18 protein-coding genes and 1 other RNA gene are annotated in these 20887 nt (G+C 45.7%); 9 read left to right on the forward strand and 10 right to left on the reverse strand.

Translation table 11 applies throughout. The features are described 5' to 3' along the window. Nucleotides 1-18 precede the first annotated feature (18 nt). The 4 genes from tgt to F7D20_RS04205 all read left to right on the forward strand — a co-directional run bounded on the left by tgt (nt 19) and on the right by F7D20_RS04205 (nt 6468). Nucleotides 19-1146 (forward strand): tRNA guanosine(34) transglycosylase Tgt, encoded by a 1128-nt coding sequence (tgt, locus tag F7D20_RS04190; protein ID WP_022252660.1) that lies wholly within the window; start codon nt 19-21, stop codon nt 1144-1146. An 87-nt stretch (nt 1147-1233) separates the two neighbouring features. After that, nucleotides 1234-2475, forward strand: coding sequence for an LptF/LptG family permease (locus F7D20_RS04195; RefSeq protein ID WP_022252659.1), 1242 nt, complete (start codon nt 1234-1236; stop codon nt 2473-2475). Between the two features lie 53 nt (nt 2476-2528). After that, on the forward strand, nt 2529-4301 hold the full coding sequence (locus F7D20_RS04200; RefSeq protein ID WP_158463002.1) for a DEAD/DEAH box helicase: 1773 nt from the start codon (nt 2529-2531) through the stop codon (nt 4299-4301). Between the two features lie 832 nt (nt 4302-5133). After that, the gene (locus F7D20_RS04205) at nt 5134-6468 is read left to right on the forward strand and encodes an NADP-specific glutamate dehydrogenase (RefSeq protein ID WP_158462977.1); all 1335 of its coding nucleotides are present in this window, start codon (nt 5134-5136) and stop codon (nt 6466-6468) included. Nucleotides 6469-6559: 91 nt separating this feature from the next. Here the strand turns inward: F7D20_RS04205 and F7D20_RS04210 are convergent, their stop codons facing one another. Together F7D20_RS04210 and rnpB are read right to left on the reverse strand one after the other, a co-directional pair. Next, nucleotides 6560-6991: a hypothetical protein gene (locus tag F7D20_RS04210; protein ID WP_022252655.1), complete on the reverse strand. Its 432-nt coding sequence runs from the start codon at nt 6989-6991 to the stop codon at nt 6560-6562. 44 nt (nt 6992-7035) lie between these two features. Then, an RNA gene (gene rnpB / locus F7D20_RS04215) (RNase P RNA component class A) lies at nt 7036-7427 on the reverse strand. A 406-nt stretch (nt 7428-7833) separates the two neighbouring features. On the opposite strand from rnpB, the gene F7D20_RS04220 reads away from it, so the two are divergent. From F7D20_RS04220 to F7D20_RS04240, 5 genes are all read left to right on the forward strand, one after another. After that, on the forward strand, nt 7834-9306 hold the full coding sequence (locus tag F7D20_RS04220; RefSeq protein ID WP_158462978.1) for a trypsin-like peptidase domain-containing protein: 1473 nt from the start codon (nt 7834-7836) through the stop codon (nt 9304-9306). Between the two features lie 177 nt (nt 9307-9483). Further along, nucleotides 9484-10347 (forward strand): sigma-70 family RNA polymerase sigma factor, encoded by an 864-nt coding sequence (locus F7D20_RS04225; protein ID WP_158462979.1) that lies wholly within the window; start codon nt 9484-9486, stop codon nt 10345-10347. A gap of 28 nt (nt 10348-10375) precedes the next feature. Beyond that, nucleotides 10376-10921: a hypothetical protein gene (locus F7D20_RS04230; RefSeq protein ID WP_158462980.1), complete on the forward strand. Its 546-nt coding sequence runs from the start codon at nt 10376-10378 to the stop codon at nt 10919-10921. Then, nucleotides 10911-11801, forward strand: coding sequence for a hypothetical protein (locus F7D20_RS04235; protein WP_158462981.1), 891 nt, complete (start codon nt 10911-10913; stop codon nt 11799-11801). The genes F7D20_RS04230 and F7D20_RS04235 overlap by 11 nt, the downstream gene beginning before the upstream one ends. Before the next feature lie 27 nt (nt 11802-11828). Then, nucleotides 11829-12314: a peptidase S41 gene (locus F7D20_RS04240; protein WP_158463003.1), complete on the forward strand. Its 486-nt coding sequence runs from the start codon at nt 11829-11831 to the stop codon at nt 12312-12314. Nucleotides 12315-12397: 83 nt separating this feature from the next. Here the strand turns inward: F7D20_RS04240 and F7D20_RS04245 are convergent, their stop codons facing one another. From F7D20_RS04245 to F7D20_RS12890, 8 genes are all read right to left on the reverse strand, one after another. Then, on the reverse strand, nt 12398-12664 hold the full coding sequence (locus tag F7D20_RS04245) for a PqqD family protein (protein WP_022252649.1): 267 nt from the start codon (nt 12662-12664) through the stop codon (nt 12398-12400). Between the two features lie 13 nt (nt 12665-12677). After that, complete coding sequence (locus F7D20_RS04250) at nt 12678-14867, reverse strand: S9 family peptidase (protein ID WP_158462982.1); 2190 nt, start codon at nt 14865-14867, stop codon at nt 12678-12680. Nucleotides 14868-14869: 2 nt separating this feature from the next. Continuing rightward, the gene (locus tag F7D20_RS04255; protein WP_158463004.1) at nt 14870-15670 is read right to left on the reverse strand and encodes a gliding motility protein GldB; all 801 of its coding nucleotides are present in this window, start codon (nt 15668-15670) and stop codon (nt 14870-14872) included. 168 nt (nt 15671-15838) lie between these two features. Next, nucleotides 15839-17068 (reverse strand): DUF4861 domain-containing protein, encoded by a 1230-nt coding sequence (locus tag F7D20_RS04260; protein ID WP_158462983.1) that lies wholly within the window; start codon nt 17066-17068, stop codon nt 15839-15841. A 58-nt stretch (nt 17069-17126) separates the two neighbouring features. Further along, complete coding sequence (locus F7D20_RS04265) at nt 17127-18149, reverse strand: glycosyltransferase family 2 protein (protein WP_158462984.1); 1023 nt, start codon at nt 18147-18149, stop codon at nt 17127-17129. Nucleotides 18150-18293: 144 nt separating this feature from the next. Beyond that, nucleotides 18294-19190, reverse strand: a complete 897-nt coding sequence (locus F7D20_RS04270; protein WP_158462985.1) for a TIGR01212 family radical SAM protein — start codon at nt 19188-19190, stop codon at nt 18294-18296. Between the two features lie 2 nt (nt 19191-19192). Continuing rightward, a complete protein-coding gene (gene mtaB, locus F7D20_RS04275; RefSeq protein WP_158462986.1) occupies nt 19193-20560 on the reverse strand; it encodes a tRNA (N(6)-L-threonylcarbamoyladenosine(37)-C(2))-methylthiotransferase MtaB in 1368 nt (455 codons plus the stop codon). Nucleotides 20561-20656: 96 nt separating this feature from the next. Beyond that, nucleotides 20657-20830 carry a PG1828 family lipoprotein gene (locus F7D20_RS12890; protein ID WP_194253489.1) on the reverse strand — a complete coding sequence of 58 codons (174 nt, stop codon included), beginning with the start codon at nt 20828-20830 and terminating at the stop codon, nt 20657-20659. Between the last annotated feature and the right edge of the window lie 57 nt (nt 20831-20887).

Raw genomic sequence — 20887 nt, forward strand, 5'->3', positions numbered from 1 at the left:
TCAATATAAACAAGAAGAATGAAATTCGAACTACAAGTAACAGATAAAGCCAGTGATGCACGCACAGGCATCATCACCACCGACCACGGACAGATAAAGACTCCTATCTTTATGCCTGTGGGAACTGTCGGATCAGTGAAAGGTGTGCACTTCGAGGAACTGCGCCAACAGGTTAAGGCACAGATCATCTTAGGCAACACCTACCACCTATACCTACGACCAGGACTCGAGGTCATCAAGGCCGCAGGCGGACTGCATGGCTTCAACGGATGGGACCGACCCATCCTGACAGACAGTGGCGGATTCCAGGTGTTCTCGCTTACAGGCATCCGAAAGTTGCGTGAGGAGGGGTGCGAGTTCCGCTCTCACATCGACGGAAGCAAGCACATCTTCACACCCGAGAACGTGATGGACACTGAGCGAATTATTGGTGCCGACATCATGATGGCGTTCGACGAGTGTCCTCCTGGACAAAGCGACTTCCAGTATGCCAAGAAGAGTCTCGAGATGACACAGCGTTGGCTCGACCGCTGTGTCAAGCGCTTCAACGAGACCGAACCGCTGTACGGATATCAGCAAAGCCTCTTCCCCATCGTGCAGGGCTGCACCTTCCCCGAGCTGAGAAGAGAGGCGGCCAAATATGTGGCAGACAAGGGAGCCGACGGAAATGCTATCGGTGGACTTGCCGTAGGCGAGCCCACTGAGGTGATGTACGAAATGATAGAGGTGGTGAACGAAATCCTGCCCAAGGACAAGCCGCGCTATCTTATGGGTGTGGGTACACCACAGAACATACTCGAGGCCATAGAACGAGGAGTGGACATGTTCGACTGTGTGATGCCAACCCGCAACGGACGCAACGCCATGCTCTTCACCTACAACGGAACGATGAACATGCGCAACAAGAAATGGGAAATGGACTTCAGTCCCGTAGACCCTGACGGATGCGACATCGACCGTATCACAACCAAGGCTTACCTGCATCACCTCTTCAAGGCACAGGAACTCCTGGCCATGCAGATAGCAAGCATACACAACCTGGCCTTCTATCTGCGACTCGTCACCGATGCGCGACAGCACATCGAGCAGGGAGACTTCGTGCAATGGAAAAATTCGATCATCGACCAGCTGGGACAAAGAATATAAAGACCACAGGCTGGGAGAACAAACGCAAAGACCACAGACTGACTGGTCAAACAAAAAAAAGACCTATTAAAAGGTCAAAAACATAAAATGAAGACATTTCATCAATTAAGAAAACATCGCAGGCTCTATAAAGCCAAAAGATGGTTCGGACAACACTTTGCTGGGCTCATACACATCACACAATGGCTCGCAAAGAAGTTGGCCTTCCTGCGTATACTCAGGTTCCTGAACCCATTCAGGTATATCAAGCGCATGGACTGGTACATCATCAAGAAGTTTGTAGGCACATACTTCTTCTCTATCCTGCTGATTATCTCGGTGGCTATCGTGTTCGACGTAAACGACAACCTGCCTAAATTCACCGAGAATCATGCACCGCTGAGGGCTATCGTCTTTGACTATTACCTCAACTTCGTGCCTTACTTCGCCAACCTCTTCAGTGCGCTGTTTGTCTTCATTGCCGTCATCTTCTTTACATCTAAGATGGCTGGCAACTCTGAGATTATCGCCATCATGGCATCAGGCATCTCATTCAAGCGGCTGTTGCGCCCTTACATGATTACCTGCATCATGCTCTCGGCCATGTCGTATGCCCTCTCTGCCTATGTTATTCCCTATGGAACGGTGGTAAGACAGAATTTCGAAATCAAGTACAAGAAGAAGAGCAAGAACACATCGGCAGAAAACGTACAGCTGCAGGTGGACAGGGGCGTCATCGCGTATCTGCAGCACTACGACAACCAAAGCAAGAAAGGCTTCGGCTTCTGCCTTGACAAGTTTAAGGACAAGAAATTGGTAAGCCACCTCACCGCCATGGAGGTGCAGTACGACACCATCTCCGACTCCAAGTACCACTGGAAAATAAGAAACTGGAAGGTACGACAGCTCCAAGGACTGAAGGAGCACATCACCAGCGGAGCCGAGAAAGACACCATCATCATGATGGAACCCACCGACCTGGTATACTCCAAGGGACAGCAGGAAACATTTACCAGTCCTGCACTGAAGGATTATATCTCCAAACAGATCAACCGAGGTTCGGGCAATGTGGTGCAATACCAGGTGGAATATCACAAGCGAATTGCAGCCTCATTCGCCTCATTCATCCTTACCATAATAGGTGTGTCGCTCTCGTCGCGCAAGCGCAAAGGTGGAATGGGAACATCGCTCGGCATCGGACTGGCACTGAGTTTTAGCTACATCATGCTGCAAACCATCTCTGCCACATTCGCCATCCAGGACAACTTCCCGCCTATGCTGGCTGCCTGGATGCCCAACTTCCTCTTCGCATTCGTGGCATACTTCTGCTACCGCAACGCACCGAGGTAAGTATTAATGATTAATGACAAAAAATGAAAAAAGGAAAAAGAAAAATAAGAAATATGTATTTCGACGAATTAGATTTAAATGACAACGTGCTCGATGCGCTCTACGATATGCGCTTCGACACTTGCACCCCAGTACAGGAAAAGTGTATTCCAGAGATATTGAAAGGCAACGACGTAATGGGAGTTGCGCAAACCGGAACAGGCAAAACTGCTGCCTATCTGCTGCCAGTGCTCAGTAAACTCGACGACGGTGGTTATCCTTCTGATGCCATCAACTGTGTTATCATGTCGCCTACACGCGAGTTGGCACAACAGATAGACCAGGCCATGCAGGGCTTCGGATATTACCTGCAAGGCGTAAGCAGCGTGGCTGTATATGGAGGAAACGACGGAAACCGTTACGACCAGGAACTGAAAAGCCTGCGCATGGGTGCAGACGTGGTGATAGCTACACCAGGCCGACTCATCTCTCATATCAGCTTGGGCAATGTAGACCTCAGCAAGGTAAGCTTCTTTATTCTTGATGAGGCAGACCGCATGCTCGACATGGGATTCTCGGAGGATATCAAGACCATCGCAGCCAAATTGCCAAAAACTTGCCAGACCATTATGTTCTCTGCCACAATGCCCGAGAAAATAGAAGAACTGGCAAAGACTCTGCTCAAGAATCCTGTAGAGATCAAACTCGCAGTAAGCAAACCTGCCGAGAAGATACAGCAGAAAGCTTACGTATGCTACGAGACACAGAAGATGGACATCATCAAGGACATCTTCAAAGCTGGCGACCTGCAGCGAGTCATCATCTTCTGCGGAAGCAAGATGAAGGTAAAGCAAGTGGCAGGATCACTGCAGCGTAAACATATCAACTGTGGAGAGATGCACTCTGACCTGGACCAGGCTGAACGCGACAATATGATGTTCAAATTCAAGAGCGGACAAATCGATGTGCTCGTAGCTACCGACATCGTGGCACGAGGCATAGACATCGATGATATCGCATTGGTTATCAACTATGATGTGCCTCACGATACTGAAGACTATGTGCACCGTATCGGACGTACTGCACGTGCCGACCGCGACGGAGTGGCTATCACCTTCGTGAGCGAGGAAGATATCTTCTATTTCCAGCAGATAGAGAAGTTCTTGGAAAAAAAAGTGGAAAAGGTTGCTCTGCCCGAAGGATGCGGAGAAGGACCTGCATACACCAAGCAGAACAAGCCCAGAAAGGCAGGCAACAACAGCGCAAAGAGCAGACGACGCAAAGATCGTGAACAGACTGCACACAAACGCAAACCTGCCAATAAAACTGCCAACCGACCTGAAAAGGCTCAGCGTCGTACTGAAGACAACAACCCACAGGAAAACAGCAAGCAAGGCAACAACCAGCAAGACAACAACCAGCCCAGGAACAAAGACAACAAGAAACAACAGGGCAACGCCAGACAACAGGGTAAGAACGCTCCTCGTACCAAGGATGGCCAGCAGCAGGGCAACAGCCAGCAGCAGAACAATAGTGGCAAACCGGAAAACGAGAATAAGCAAAATCGCAACAACCGACGTAAAGGCAATAATCGTCCTGCAAGCGATCAGACAGAAAACAAGTCACGCAACAGACAGGCACAGACTGACAACAAGCCAGGCAGCCTGGACAACAACGGCAAGCGTCGCAATGTACGCCCAGGCAGCAACGGCAGAGGAAGAGGTGTCAGCCAGAAGAAGACTTCTGAAAAATCAACCACACGTAAGGTTACGCCTATCGTAAATCCTCAGAAGAAAGAAAATGTAGTCAAGAAATTCATCAAGCGCATTTTCGGCTTCAAAAAATAACAACTGCTCCAGTTTCTCGTCTACCTGAAGCAAGAAGAAACTGTAGTTGAAAACAAAAAGTATCTTAAGTTACATGCAGATGTTTCTTAAGATACTTTTTTGTTTTAAGATGATCCTGCCAATTACTTTTTTAGCTGCACTTACCTCTATCAGTAACTACTTTGCACCCTTATAGCCATGAATAGTCAACTGTAAATAAGACTAATAATTAAGTAACTGAAGTTTCGCAAAATGGTTCAAGTACAGGCTAAGGGCTTCTGCCCCTTCTGGGCGTGTGGAACATATTTGCGAAAGTTGAGTAAGTCTACGTGAATTATAAATAAGTAATAACCGAGTCAACTCATATTATCAATAATACTTAGAGTGGTCAACTAAAATCGTTAAACCACAATCAAATCTATGTTCGATAGTTTAGAACATAAGTTCGGTACTTTAGAACATAAGTTCGAAACTTTAGAACATAAGTTCGGTACTTTAGAACATAAGTTCGATACTTTAGAACATAGATTTTTACAGGCTAAAAGAAACATTTATCTCAGTCATATTCATAGTTGACTACTTATGCTGAGTAATTACCACTATCAGTAACTACTCATGGCTGAAAAAACAGGGCTGTTTCCCTATGTACAATCGGGCTGTTTTCCCTATATATAATAAGGTGTACGCCCACAATTCTATAATAAAAGCCTCTTATAAACTGTTAAAAACTTACCTTTTTACACCTTTTCTTTATTTTTTCTGTCTTTTTGTTCTTTTTTTCAAACTTTTTCTTTAACTTTGCAATCGGAAATAACAAAATAGAAATTTTTAAACCCAATAAAAGATATAGATTATGAAAGCATCAGAAGTGATTGCGAATCTTCAGAGAAGATTCCCTAATGAGCCTGAATACATCCAGGCAGTTAGTCAGGTTCTCGGTACTATCGAGGAAGAGTACAACAAGCATCCTGAGTTTGAGAAGGCCAACCTCATTGAGCGCCTTTGCATTCCAGACCGCATTATCGAGTTCCGTGTTTCATGGGTAGACGACAAGGGTAATGTACAGACTAACATGGGTTACCGAATCCAGCACAACAATGTCATCGGTCCTTACAAGGGAGGTCTTCGCTATCATAAGTCAGTAAACCTGAGCATCTTGAAGTTCCTGGCCTTCGAGCAGACATTCAAGAACTCTCTGACAACCCTTCCTATGGGTGGAGCCAAGGGTGGTTCTGATTTCTCACCTCGCGGCAAGAGCAACAATGAGGTTATGCGTTTCTGCCAGGCTTTCATGACTGAGCTTTATCGCCACATGGGCCCAGACGAGGACGTTCCTGCAGGTGATATTGGTGTAGGTGGCCGTGAGGTAGGCTATCTCTTCGGTATGTACAAGAAGTTGACTCACCAGTTCCAGGGTGTCTTGACTGGTAAGGGCCAGGAGTTTGGCGGTTCTCGTATCCGTCCTGAGGCAACAGGTTATGGTAATGTTTATTTCCTCTGCAACATGCTTGCCACCAAGAATATTGACATCAAGGGCAAAACTGTCTTGGTTTCTGGTTCTGGTAACGTGGCTCAGTACACTATGGAGAAGTTGCTTCAGTTGGGTGCAAAGCCTGTCACATGTTCCGACTCAGATGGTTACATCTACGATCCAGACGGTATCGACCGCGAGAAACTCGACTACATCATGGAACTGAAGAATGTAGAGCGTGGCCGTATCAAGGAATATGCCGAGAAATATGGCGTGAAGTATGTTGAAGGAGCTAAGCCTTGGTTCGAGAAGGCAGACATCGCTCTTCCTTCTGCTACTCAGAACGAAATCAACGAAGAGGCTGCAAAGGCATTGGTTGCCAACGGCGTATTCGCAGTGAGCGAGGGTGCCAACATGCCTACAACTCCTGAGGCCATCAAGGTATTCCAGGATGCCAAGATCCTCTATGCTCCTGGTAAGGCTGCCAATGCTGGTGGTGTAGCTGTATCAGGTCTTGAGATGAGTCAGAACTCTGAGCGTCTGAAGTGGAGCCGTGAGGAGGTTGATGCTAAACTTCACGAAATCATGAACGATATTCACGCCAACTGTGTGAAGTATGGTACCGAGGCAGACGGTTACGTAAACTACGTAAAGGGTGCCAACGTTGCAGGCTTCCTGAAGGTTGCCAAGGCTATGATGGCTCAGGGTATCGTATAATAAAATGACAGATATTTAATTATACACATAAAAAAATCCTAACTTCTCTTCGTGAGAGGTTAGGATTTCTTTTTTTAAAGCAACAGCAAGACTATTGTCGTGGCTGATAAAACAACACAGCCTTGATGTAGGTTTCAAACTTCAGGTCGGCATGGCGCGCCAGCCGAAAGCGGATAATGGCTTTCAGTACTGCATATAGGCACAATGCCAACATCAGGCCGACAGCGATAGCCAAAACCGTAGTTCCCATCTTACCATAAATATAGGCACTGTCGGGAAAAGCCGAAAGAACGATAACAGGCAACAAAGTGATAATGCCACCCACCGTCAGCTTATTGCGACTGCTTCCTCCCATATCGAGAATAGCTTGCTTGTCAAAAAGATAATCATCCAGTTCCATACCCTCGATACCATAGTCTTCCATCTTGGGGAAGTCGGGATAATTGCCATACAACTTGATTTTGTTGGTCACTTTATGCTCAAAATCGTTGAGGATTTGCTTTTCTGGTTCTCTGATGTTCATGACTTTAAATAATTAAGTGGAGATTAAAAATAAAAATATAAAAAGAAAGCAGTGCCCCTATAAGCCGAGTTCTGTTCCTGCAACAAAGTGCAGGTGCATGTCATTTATCTAATCCCTGAGTCACCCCAGGGCTTGAGCACTCTACCCTCCGCAGCTGCCATAAAAGACACTCGGGCGAGCAACCCTCAGTCTGCGGTATACATGAGCTTACAGCTCCCAGCCGACACAGCATGACGATCACCCGTCATCTGGTGGTCTCTTACACCACCTTCTCACCCTTACCCTGCTTTCATCTAAAGACTCAACAAGGCGGTTATTTTCTTCTGCCTACACCTACTGTCACCAATAGCTTCTATTTTCGGAAGTGGGATGCTCTGTGCTGCCCGGACTTTCCTCTCGTCTTACCAAGAAGACCAGCGACACGCCGGGGCACTGCTTTCTGTATCTTACTAAAGTGCAAAGGTACAAAAAACTTTCGAAAAGTAAAGGACTTTTCTTACTTATTTTCTATACCTCAACCCTATAAGGATAACAAAAGCCCTCTTATCAGTACACAAAAAGGGCTTTAGCAAGACTGTTTTGTTAATAGTTTTTTGCATATTACAAAATATTAATTCCATATTTACAACTATACATATCAAACAAAGTATTGAATATTTGTAAATTTAGGCACATTCTTGTTTAAGAGCCGTTAATATGTTAATTTAGAATGTTAAAACGGGATAAAAATACATGTATAATTGACTGTTTCTCGTTTTTTGCACCTATATTTGCAGCCGAAATGAAAAGTTGGCAACGCCAACAAAGCAAACATTAAAATTAACAACAAAAAATTATACATTATGAGAAAAGTAAGCAAATATGTTTTGGCTGTGCTCTGCATCAGCTCACTCGCATTCTCAGCAGGCGCATTCATGAAAGTCAATGCAGCCGCACCATCAGTGACTTCGGCCGCTCCTGGTCAACCAGTAGATTTAACCTATGCTGCCGAAAAGGCTCTGCCAGCAGTTGTCCATATCAAATATGTACAGAACTCAAAGGTACAGACAGTAGATGTTCAGAGCAATCCGTTTGGAGATTTCTTCGATCCATTCGGTTTCTTTGGCAACCCTGGCGGTGGTCAAGGCGGAACACGCAAACAGAAAGTGCAGACTCCCAAGAGAGAGGCTACAGGCTCTGGTGTCATCATCAGCAGCGACGGATATATCGTCACCAACAACCACGTGGTAGAAGGAGCTGACGAACTGACGGTAACACTCAACGACAACCGCGAATTCTCTGCACGCATCATTGGTACAGACAAAAGTACAGACCTTGCCCTGATAAAAGTCAACGCGAAAGACCTCCCTACTCTTCCTATTGCCAACAGCGACAACGTCAAGGTTGGCGAATGGGTCATTGCAGTAGGCAATCCTTTCGGTCTGAACAACACTGTCACAGCAGGTATCATCTCTGCAAAGGCTCGCTCGTTAGGTGCCAACGGTGTGGAGAGTTTCATACAGACTGATGCCGCCATCAATGCTGGAAACTCGGGCGGTGCACTGGTCAACACACAGGGCGAGCTGGTAGGTATCAACGCCATGCTCTACTCGCAGACAGGTTCATACGCAGGCTATGGTTTCGCCATTCCTACCTCTATAATGAATAAGGTAGTAGACGACCTGAAGAAATATGGCAGTGTACAGCGCGTGATGCTCAGCATTCAGGGAAGCGATGTACTCAACTACATCAACTCGCAGAAGGAAAATGGCAAAGAAGTAGATTTAGGCACCAATGAAGGTGTATATGTAACCAAAGTGGATGAGGACGGAAACGGAGCCGACGCAGGCTTGAAGGAAGGTGACATCATAACCAAGATAGACGGCAAGAAGGTGACCAAGATGGCTGAACTCCAGGAAGCCCTCAACAGCAAACGCCCTGGCGACAAACTCTCTATCACCTACTTACGCAACAAGAAGAGCTACACCAAGAGCATCACACTCAAAAATGCTCAAGGCAACACTTCGGTCATCAAGAGTGCCGATCTGGATGTATTGGGTGGAACCTTCCGTCCTGTGACAGAAGCACAAAAGAAGGAACTTGGCGTCAAATATGGTCTGGAGGTATTGAAGGTTGGAGCTGGCGCACTCAAGGATGCTGGAATTTCGCGCGGACTTATTATCCAGCGTGTAAATGATACCAACATCACCACGCTCGATGACTTGCAGAAGATAGTAAAGAGTGCATCCACAAGCAAGGAGCCAGTACTCTACATTCAGGGTGTATGGCCTACAGGCAAGAAGTCATACTTCGCCGTGCCACTTCAGAAAGACTAAGCAAAACAAAGTCAATTATTGAGGGGCAAGACCAAGCCTGAGAAATGATAATAAATAAGTAAAACAGTTCTATAAATAAAAAAATAGCAGATATTTTCTCAAATATCTGCTATTTTTTTTGCACATATCGACAAAAAAGCGTATTTTTGCATCTACGAACAAAAAATAATGCTAACCATGAGACAACTGAAAATATCAAAGTCGATAACCAACAGAGAGAGTGCATCACTTGAAAAATACCTTCAAGAAATTGGGCACCAGGATCTTCTCACAGCAGATGAGGAGGTGGAACTGGCTCAACAAATCAAAAAGGGTGACCGCAAAGCACTTGAGAGATTGACGAAGGCCAACCTTAGATTTGTCGTTTCCGTCGCCAAGCAATATCAGAACAAGGGTCTGAGCTTACCCGACCTCATCAACGAGGGAAACCTCGGCTTGATAAAAGCAGCCGAAAAATATGACGAGACAAGAGGCTTCAAGTTTATCTCTTATGCTGTATGGTGGATTAGACAAAGCATTTTGCAGGCCATAGCAGAGCAAAGCCGCATCGTACGCCTCCCGCTCAACCAGGTGGGAAGTGTCAATCGTATCGCCCGCGAACTGAACAAGTTTGAGCAGGAAAACGAGCGCAAGCCCAGTGTGGAAGAAATGGCCGACCGCATAGACCTTCCCGAGGAAAAGATCGCAGAGGCGATGAAGATCAATACGCACCATGTAAGCATGGACGCACCTTTCGCCGAAGGCGAGGACAACAGCCTGCTTGACTTCCTGCCCAACACCGACTCACCTTCTACCGACAACGTACTCGATCAGGAATCGCTACGAACAGAGATAGGAAGAGTGCTCGATGTTCTCAACGACAGAGAGCAGAAAGTGATAAAAGCTTTCTTTGGCATCGGCATGCAAGAAATGACCCTCGAGGAAATTGGAGACAAATACAACCTCACCCGCGAAAGAGTAAGACAGATTAAGGAGAAGGCAATTCGCAGGCTGAGATACAACACGAAAAGTAAAACGCTGAAGACCTACTTAGGCCAGTAAGCAATATCCATAACAGAAGAAACAGAAAATGAAACTTAGAAAATCAGTATTTGCAGCCATTGCTGCCACATTGCTTATCGCTGTCAGCATGCAGGCCAAAGACGAGATGAAGCGAATTTATATCTTTGGATTTGCATCATCGTTCAATGATTCTATCGTATGCTTCACCGATGTGCAGGCAGTAGACTCTGCCTGGCTCAACAGCAAGAACCACTTCCTGGTAAGCAGAGAAGATTACTCTTACCAGTTGCGCGACTATTTAGAGGGAGAAGGTTACAAACACCCCACCTGCATGGTAAGCTACAGCACAAACCTGAAAAAGCTGACCAAGAAATATAACAAAATGCGCAACAGCTATACCGCTCAACCCAAGAAATCCAAAAACAAAAGCGGTATGATAGAGGATGCAGCACCAAAATATCAGGTTAAAATCATCGGTATGGACCGTTTCATATTCTCGGGCATTAAGCCTGACTATGAGGCCAACGAAGAGGTGGCTCAGAAGCCAGCCAAGAAGATTAAGGCAAAAGACGCACTGAAACAACAAAAGAAAAAGAAGCGTAATGCAAAATGAGAACTTCTTTAGCATAGCCGAACTCGACATCAAGATCTGCTTTGCCGAGTCACCATTCAACGGCATGCATCTTATCCCATCATTAGAACCCTTCAGAGAGAAAAATCTGAAGGGTGAACTTTTTTTTCAACTCTCGGTTGACGATACCCTTCGCCCCTACCCAAAGGAAAAACGCAAACGCATCAGAGCCTTTGATACTGGAAATGGAAACACCATCGTCGATAAACTCGACAATGGCGGATACCAGTATATCATCAAGGACATACAAGGTGCCAACTGCTGCCTGTTGCTGACCAATAAAGACTTCAGCGACTGCCAATGCGCACTGAACGGTAACTACAACATGCGAAAATTCGGACTCAACAATGCCCTGATGCTCATCTTTGCCTTTGCAGGAAGCAAGATAGAAACACTCTTGCTGCATGCATCACTTGTAAGGCAAAAAGGATATGGCTATGCCTTCATTGCCAAGAGCGGAACGGGAAAGAGTACACAGGTGAGCATGTGGCTGCGCTATCTGTCGGGGTGCGACTTGATGAACGACGACAACCCTATCCTACGAATCATAGACGATACACCTTATATATATGGTAGTCCCTGGAGCGGAAAAACACCATGCTATCGCAACGTAAAAGCAAAACTCGGTGCCATCACCCGCATAGACCGCGCACAAAAGAACTATGTGGAAAAGCTATCACCAGCAGAAGCCTTTGCATCCATACTGCCATCTTGTTCTTCTATGAAATGGGATCTGGATATTTTCAACAATATCTGCAATACCATCAGCCATCTTGTTGAGCTGTCGGATATCTACACCTTGCACTGCCTTCCCAATCGCGAGGCTGCCATTGTATGCAACCAAGCCATCAGAAAAGCATAACCCCCATTCTGTATAAGATTTTATATGATGAAAGAGACTACATTACAAGTAACGGAAATACAGTTTCCTAATGCGCAGCTACTGCCCGAAATCATTAAGTTGCTTAATGAGGGACACACTGTCACCCTGCAACTTAGGGGCTTTTCCATGCGTCCGTTCCTGGAAGACAAGCGCGACAAAGCCCTGCTTGCCAAACGCGAGATATACAATATCGGTGAGCCTGTATTGGCAGAAATCAGTCCTCGCCACTATGTACTGCATCGCATCATCAAAATTGAGGGCGAGGACGTCACACTGAAAGGCGACGGAAACCTCACAACAGAAAGTTGCAAGATGAAAGACATCAAGGCTATAGCTGTGGGATTCTACAGAAAAAGCCATCAAACACTCGACAGAATTGACGGCAGGAAATGGAGAATCTACTCTGCCATCTGGACTGCCTTGTCGCCTTGCCGAAGATATTTGCTGGCCTTTTATCGCAAGATATGGATTCCGATTTTCGGAATCATGTAATACAAGTAGTATAAGTGAAAGAGTTGAAAAGAATCCATTTTCTAAACTCCTTCACTTCTTCTTTTATACGTTGAATTTACACCTTATTCTATTATCTCAGCCTGTTTCCATTGGTCTACCAACAGCCGAGCATCACGAGTGGCAGTTTCCTCATCCACCTCGTACATTTCTATCAACAGATCAACCAGGTCTTTCACCTCAAAGTCTTTTCCCTGAATGCTGTTCCACAAGTAAGCAGAACTTTCATTCATGCTGATGATATTGCTGAAATCAATATTCTCCTCTCCTTCTGCCACGAGAATGTTTTCCCCACAAACAGTACGAAGATTGAATCCGTTCTTAGCTTTCATACTCTAATCGTCTTTATTTCATATTGTCGTTAAACCAATTCACAATCTGGCGCAAGAGATGTCTGCGGCTGTTGCCTCCATATATGCTATGATTACGATTGGTATAATATATCTCCTTAAAGTCCTTGTCTGCCTGAACCAAAGCCTCGGCATACTCGAATGTATTCTGTGGATGAACATTATCATCAGCCATGCCATGACACATAAGCAAAGCTCCATGCAAGTTGTCAACACGCTCTATGGGATTGGTCAGATAGCCAGCGGCATTCTCCTGAGGTGTACGCATATAGCGCTCAGTATACACCGTGTCATAATAGCGCCAGTTGGTGGGAGGTGCCACAGAAACACCTGCCTTGAATACAGGACGACCCTCACTCATACTCATCAGTGTGCAGAATCCACCAAAGCTCCAGCCCCAGATACCGATGCGGTTTTTATCTACGAAAGGAAGACCGCCTAAATAAAGAGCTGTCTCTACCTGATCTTTTGCCTCTAAGTCACCCAGTCTGAGATAAGTACATTTCTCAAAGGCTGCTCCTCTGCCTCCAGTGCCACGACCATCTACACAAACGACAATATATCCTTCCTGGGCCAGATAATAGTCGAAGGCTCCTCCATTACCCATACTTCCTGTACTCCATGCATCCTTTACCTGCTGGTTACCCGGACCAGAATACTGGAACTGTATAACGGGATATTTCTTGTTGGCATCAAAGTCTACAGGTTTCACCATCCATCCATCCAGTTTCACTCCCTCAGATGTGGTGAAAGAGAAAGGTTCACGCTTTCCCCAATTATACTGGGCAACCTTGTCGAGCAACTCCTTATTGTCCTCCAACACTCTTACCACCTTTCCACGATTGGTACGCGAGGTGAAGACATAAGGATGACTGTAACTGCTCCAAGTATTGAAGAAATAACGATAATCACCCGAGAATATGGCTGCATTGTTTCCACGTGCATCGGTAAGTCTTTCGGTCGTGCCGTTAGCATGTGCCACATAGACCTGTCTATCGTGCGGACTCAACATGCTTGACTGGAAATAGATATCACCCGTTTTCTCATTCATGCCATATACATCAGTCACCTCATAGTCACCCTTTTCTACCTGGCGAATCAACTTCCCCTTAATGTCGTACAGATAAAGATGCATAAAGCCGTCGCGATCACTGGGCAGCAAGATGTACTTATTGCCTACACGAGTCCATTCCACCACTTCTTCCTTCACATACTTGGGCACACTCTCTTTAATCACCAGCTTCGCCTCACCCGTAAAAGGATTGAAAGAATAAAGATTCAGTTCGTCCTGATGTCTGTTCATCGTAAAGGCTATCATACTCTTGGCATCAGGAGCCTGCTTTACGCGAGGAATATAACCGTCCGAAGCCAAAGGTACATTCATGCGTACTGTCTTGCCGGCTTTCACATCATAACTCCAAAGGCTCACCACAGAGTTGTCCTGACCAGCCTTGGGATACTTATAGGAATATTCACCTGGATAATCGGTATACTGTTTCAAGGCAGGCTTCTGACCGCAGAACAACTGCAGGGAGTAAGTCTTCACCTTCGACTCATCATAACGAATCCAGCTGAGTGCAGTTCCGTCAGCATTCCAAGCAAAAGCCTTATTGAAACCAAACTCTTCTTCGTTCACCCAGTCAGGGATACCATTAATGATTTCATTGAACTTGCCGTCGTTTGTAACCTGTACCTCCTTCTTACCATCTGTGATAAAAAGATTGTTCTCTCTTACAAAAGCCACATGGCGGGAGTCTGGTGACCATGTAGCCACCTGCTGGTTCTCTCCATCCGACAACTTGAGCAAAGACTTGCTGGCAATGTCGTAAATGAAATACTCTGCTGTAAAAGAACGGCGATAAATACTCTTACGCTTGGTAAGAATGAGCATTCGCTTTCCGTCAGGACTCAGTTCGTAACCATCTACCGACTCAAAGGGAGCCTTGCATACTGCGGCATCAAACAAGACAGTCACCTGCTTGCCAGTCTTAAACGAATAACTCACGATTTGACTTCCATCGTTGCTGATAGAAGCATACAGGTCGGTGCCTTCTATCGGATTCACTCCGCTGACATAAGAAGCTGTAAAACATCTCGAAGTAATATCCTCCAAGTCCAACTTCTCAGCTGCCTGTATAGATGACACCATCATAAAGGTTGCTATAAATATAATAAGTTTCTTCATAATCAGTCTTTGTGCAATGCCTTGATAGGCGAATCATCCTTGCACTCCAGCAACTGCCGTACGGTTATCTTTGGATTACGCTTCAGATAACTGCTGATGGTCTTTACATAACTTGTGGTAAAGACTTCCTTGTTCATCGCCTTATTCACCACCCACATGATTTTTCCCATGTGAAGGTCTCGGTCAAGCTGCGAACGATTATCAAAATCATCCATAGGATAAATGCTCAACAGATAGAAGGTAAGGCAATCCGGAACAATATAAGTTCGTGACATGGTAGCACGTTGCTGGGCTGTATAAAATTTCTTGTATAGCGGATACTCGCTGCCCATATACTTGTCAAGCGAAATTCCTACAGAGTGTTCACCCACCACGATACTCTGGTCGAGCGCTCCTATCTGTGCATAGAAAGAAGGCTGCTGCAACTCTGGCATCCAGGCGTTCAGACGTTCAAACGATTCCTTCAACTGCTGGTTGATATCATCCATATTGGCATACTCAGCCTCAGCATCGGCAATAAGCGCCTGCAGAGTAGAGTCCTGATAGAACATCAGAAACCGATTGCTGATATTGGCATCAGTAATCGTGCCCAACTGAAGCATCTTCTCTATCAACGTACGTGTTTCTATCGGATAATCGGTATTCATCTGCTGCAAGGCAGAGAAATCTCCTGTTGTCAGATAACGACTTTCCAGACGATCATAGCGCTGTACGGAAAGTACAGCAGCCTCTGCTTCCTCATTCGGCTTAAACTTGAGTTCACAAGCCGAACAAAGAAGAAGCGTCACCGCCATGAATGCCATATATTTAAAAATATTTTTCACTTTGTCGCTATCTATTAACATTACGTGTGCAAAAATACTAAAAAATGTGATAAAAACAAAGTGTTTTTACTAATATTTTTAAACAAAAAGAACAATAATGAACAATTTTGGTGTATTTTTGCTCATTATTGCCCTTTTGTGTAGTCATTATCGTATATTATAATACACTTGCACAGGTTCTTCGTTCAGTTTTTTCCAGTCTTTCAACCATCGATACCACTCTTTCTCACCCTTGAAGCCATAGGTCTCATTGGCGCTGGTATAAGCCAGCTTGTAACTCAGCTTGTTGCCTGAAGGACGAACCACCTGCGTGTAGCAGTCTTTATTGGCAGGCATCTCTTTCACCAGCGCAGCCTGCGGCACATAGATACCCAAGCCCACTGTCTCCTGTTTGTGCTTGCCGTCATCCTTGCCCGTTGGCCAGTCACTGCCATAGCAGCCTCTTAAGCCCTTGCCGTCAGTATATTCGCTGGAACCTTTCACATTAATCAATCCTGTGGCAAACTGATAATCCGACACATCTTTGTTAAAGAACACGTCGACATCAAAATCACGATGCCCCGCATAGATGGTATAACGTATGGTGGCATTGACAGGTTTGAGTCCTGGAGCTGGAGTCCAGCCATTGTCTACTACTTCAACAATGGCTCTTACAGGACCTTCCGAGACAACTCTCTGTTCTTGGTACATTACATTGGTCAGCAATACTTGGTTCTCTCCATCCCAGCCACGGAGGGCACCCAAGCCATAGGTATTGCCCACCCACAGGCAGTCATCACCCGAACCACCCTTCACCTGTTCCTCAGAAGGATAGAACTGCGTATCACGAATCACCAGTCCCTTGTTCACCTTGCCATATAGGTCGATAGTCTGTCGATGGTCGAAGTACACACGCATGGCTACCAATTCGCTTTCAAAACAGACGCCATGGGAGTGGACATAATGGTAAGGATCCTTGGTCTTCTTGTCAAATGAGATACTGCGCATATAGATATCCTGCGCATTTTTAGCCAGTTTTTTATTTCGACTTGGCAATACCAGTTCGGCAAAGGTACGGGCAGGATAGGCAGTCTGGTCACCTTCCTGCAATAACTGCACGCTTACCACCTTGGTTTCCTTCTTGTCAAGGTCGACAAGAAAGCATAACTCATCGTTCACACAGTCACGGTCGATGTCATCCAACTGCGAAGGCACCTCCTTGCCGTCTACTGTTACTACAGCCTTTTTGACATCTCCCCACTGACGGATATCAATAACCACAGGCACATCCTTACGTGCCTCTTTTGAAGGATTGGTCACCGTCACATGGACCGGCGCCTGAGCTTGCGCTCCTAAACAAAGAAACGCAGCCAGCAACATGAATAGTTTTTTCTTCATCTTAGATTTTATTTTGTAGTTTGTTTATCGATTTTCGAAAGTTCAAGCCACAGAAATGTCAGAAGCTCAATTTCGAGAAGACTTTTTTCCCCTTGGCATAGTACTGCCACAATATCGAGCCTTCATACACTTGCGGGACAACACCTTCAACCCTACCCGACTGTATTCGCTGGCGGTCTTCATCAAAATCCTTACGCCAGACTTTGAAAGCCTTTCGCGCCTTGAATATAGCTTTGAAGTCGCCCAAGTTTCTTTTCAGAATCAACATCTCGAATGCAGCCAGATAGTCCAGAAACCATCTAATGAACATCACATGCTGCAGATCCCTGTCATCCAGATTCTTGTAAAGCATAGTCAGATTGTTTCTGAAATTAAGGAATGTCTTCATTGGATTGCTTTTTGGCAACGTACCACCACCGACATGATATACTTCACTCTCTGGTATGCAGTATATCTTGCGCCCCATCAGACGCAGGCGCCAGCACAAATCTATCTCTTCATTGTGTGCGAAAAAACGACCGTCAAGCGCTCCGGCATCCCAATAGTCCTTGGCACGTATCATCATGCAGGCACCTGTAGCCCACAACACTTCCTGCTGGTAATCATACTGTCCGTTGTCCCTCTCCACAGTCTCAAAGATACGCCCCCTGCAGAAAGGATAACCATATTTGTCCAAAAAGCCACCACAAGCACCAGCATATTCAAAGCTGTCCTTATCGTATTCTGCCAACAGTTTAGGCTGACAGGCTGCCACCTGCGGATGACTGTCCATAAACTCGATGAGCGGAGTTAGCCAATGATGTGTCACTTCCACATCGCTGTTCAACAGTACATAATACTCAGCCTCTATCTGCTTCAGGGCCTGGTTGTAACCTTCCGCAAAACCAAAGTTCTGCTCCAGAACTATAGTCTTCACCTGTGGATACTGTGTCTCCAACAGATGCATAGAGCCATCGGTGGAACTATTGTCAGCCACCCATACCTCTGCATCCTGTCTGGAATACTCCACAACGCCAGAAAGATATTTTGCCAACATCTTCTGTCCGTTCCAATTCAATATAACGATTGCTACCTTTGCCATATCAACCGACAAAGATACAAATTATTAAGCACAAACAGCTTATCTGTGCCGAATAATTAAGTTTTTATAATGATAAACGTTCGCTTACGCGCACCTTTTCTCGTCATGGCAGAGGAAAAGCAAGCTTTACTCTGCTCATTTGACTTAACGAAAACGTTCCATTTCCTGCTTTAATCTGTTGTTGAGCAAGTTGGTAAACTCACAGTTCTTCAGTCCCCACTTGGGAGCAATCAGCAGTTCTGCTGGCGACTGACTCACAAAACGTTCGAGCACCAGATCTTTTCTTAGAAGCTTAATATACCCCACTATGACTTCTATATACTCTTCTACCGTATATACGTGGAAAGGATGCTCTGCATACTGTTGAGCAAGACGGGTGCCCTTGATAACCTGCATCTGATGTATTTTCAGTATGTCAAGAGGCAACGAAGATATAATAGGAGCCTGACGCAGACTCTCCTCAGCATCCTCGCCGGGAAGGCCGATAATAATATGTCCTCCTGTCAATATTCCCCGGACATGCGTCTGCTCCACCGCCTTTCTGCTGCAGGCAAAGTCATGACCGCGATTAATTCGCAAGAGAGTTTCATCATTGGCAGTTTCTATGCCATACTCCACCAGTACAAAGGTGCGTTTGTTCAGCTCTGCCAAGTAATCCAGCAACTCCTCGCTCACGCAGTCTGGACGCGTCCCGATGACTATTCCCACTATATCCTCTACCCGAAGTGCTTCCTCATACATTCTGCGAAGCTCTTCCAACGAGGCATAAGTGTTGGTATAAGCTTGGAAGTAAGCCAGATACTTCATATCAGGATATTTCCTGCCAAAGAAGCGCTTGCCTTCTTCCAACTGTTCGGTGATTGTCTTTTTGCGATTGCAGTAGCTTGGGTTGAAAGTCCGGTTGTCACAATAGGTACAACCGCCACTGGATATTTTCCCGTCCCTGTTAGGACAGGAAAACCCAGCGTCTATAGATATCTTTTGCACTCTGAAGGGAAACTGAGTACGTATCCAGGAGCCAAAGTCGTTGTAATAGTTCATCTCTAAAGGATCTCAGCCTTAAGGGCTGTCTTATCATAATTAAAATCTCCCAGACGAACCTTGATAAGCTGGTTGTCATACTCTTCCTTTGCCAAAGCCGGCGACAGTTCCACACGTACATAGTTCTTGGTAAAGCCATGCATGGCCTTGCCACGTGGCGCTTTCTCAAAGAGTACCTCAGCCTCCGTTCCTATATACTGGGCATAAAAAGCCTGGGTTTTCTCTTCACTCAGTTCGAGCAGACGCTTCGAGCGCAACTTTTTCTCCTTGTCGCTTACCACATAAGGGATACGCAGAGCTGCAGTACCTGGTCGTTCCGAATATGGGAACACATGAAGCTGTGTGACAGGCAGATTCTTCAGGAATTCATAGCATTCCTCAAAACACTCTGAAGTCTCACCACGACAGCCCACCATCACATCCACACCAATAAAGGCATCGGGCATCTTCTCCTTGATAAGGTTTACCTTATGGGCAAAGAGAGCCTTGTCGTAACGGCGGTGCATCAGCTTCAGCACCTCGTCGCTACCGCTCTGCAAGGGGATATGAAAGTGCGGCATGAAGGCACGGCTCTCAGCACAATAAGCTATCAAGTCGTCGTCACACAAGTCTGGTTCCAGACTTGATATACGATAACGCTGAATACCAGTCACCTGGTCGAGCGCCTTTACCAAGTCAAGAAAACACTCATGGGTAGTCTGTCCGAAGTCACCAATGTTGACACCAGTAATCACGATTTCCTTTCCTCCTTCGCTTGCAGCCTGCCCAGCCTGCTCAACCAACGAAGCAATACTTGGATTGCGCGAGTTGCCTCGTGCAAAAGGAATAGTACAGTAGGTACAATAATAGTTACAGCCGTCCTGCACCTTCAGAAAATAGCGTGTACGATTACCACGCGAACAGGAAGGCTGAAAAGTCTTGATGTCCTTGGTCTTCACGCTGTGATGTTCATGCAGCGCATTCACACCAACTTCTTCCAGTCCTGACTCAAAAGCGAACTTCTGTGCCCAGGCATCGCTGAGATACTGCAACAGATGCGCCTTCTCATTGGCCCCCAATACCAGGTCAACACCTTCTATCTTACTTACGTTCTCCGATTCAAGCTGCGCATAGCAACCCGTAACAATAACAAAAGCGCCAGGATTCTGTCGCACCATACGGTGTATAGCCTGACGGCATTTATGATCGGCAACTTCTGTCACCGAGCAGGTATTGATCAAACAGATGTCTGCACGCTCTCCCTTTTGGGCAGTTATCACGCCCATGTCTTCGAGCATTTTTCCAAAAGTAGAGGTTTCCGAAAAGTTAAGTTTACAACCTAAAGTATAATAAGCAGCCTTTTTGCCTTGAAATGCACTTGTGTCTATCATAAAAAGAGTTTGGTGTATATAAACGAAAAAGCCGCCAGACCATAGGTCCAGCGGTGTTTCTCTCATTTTTCGTTCGTTAAGTATACTAATACTTAATTACTTTGCAACTGAATCAGTAGCAGCTGAGTCAACAGTAGCTACAGTATCAGCTGAATCAACAGATGTTGTATCAACTGAATCTGCAGAGTTTGCATTTGACTTTGTGTTACCACCGCAAGATGCGAAAGAGATAGCTGCAATAGCTACGAACATCAAAACTAATTTCTTCATTTTCTTTGCTTTTTAAATCTGTAAAACAATCATTTGTTTATTAAAACGATGCAAAGG

The sequence above is a fragment of the Segatella copri genome, from assembly GCF_009495355.1.
Taxonomy (GTDB): domain Bacteria; phylum Bacteroidota; class Bacteroidia; order Bacteroidales; family Bacteroidaceae; genus Prevotella.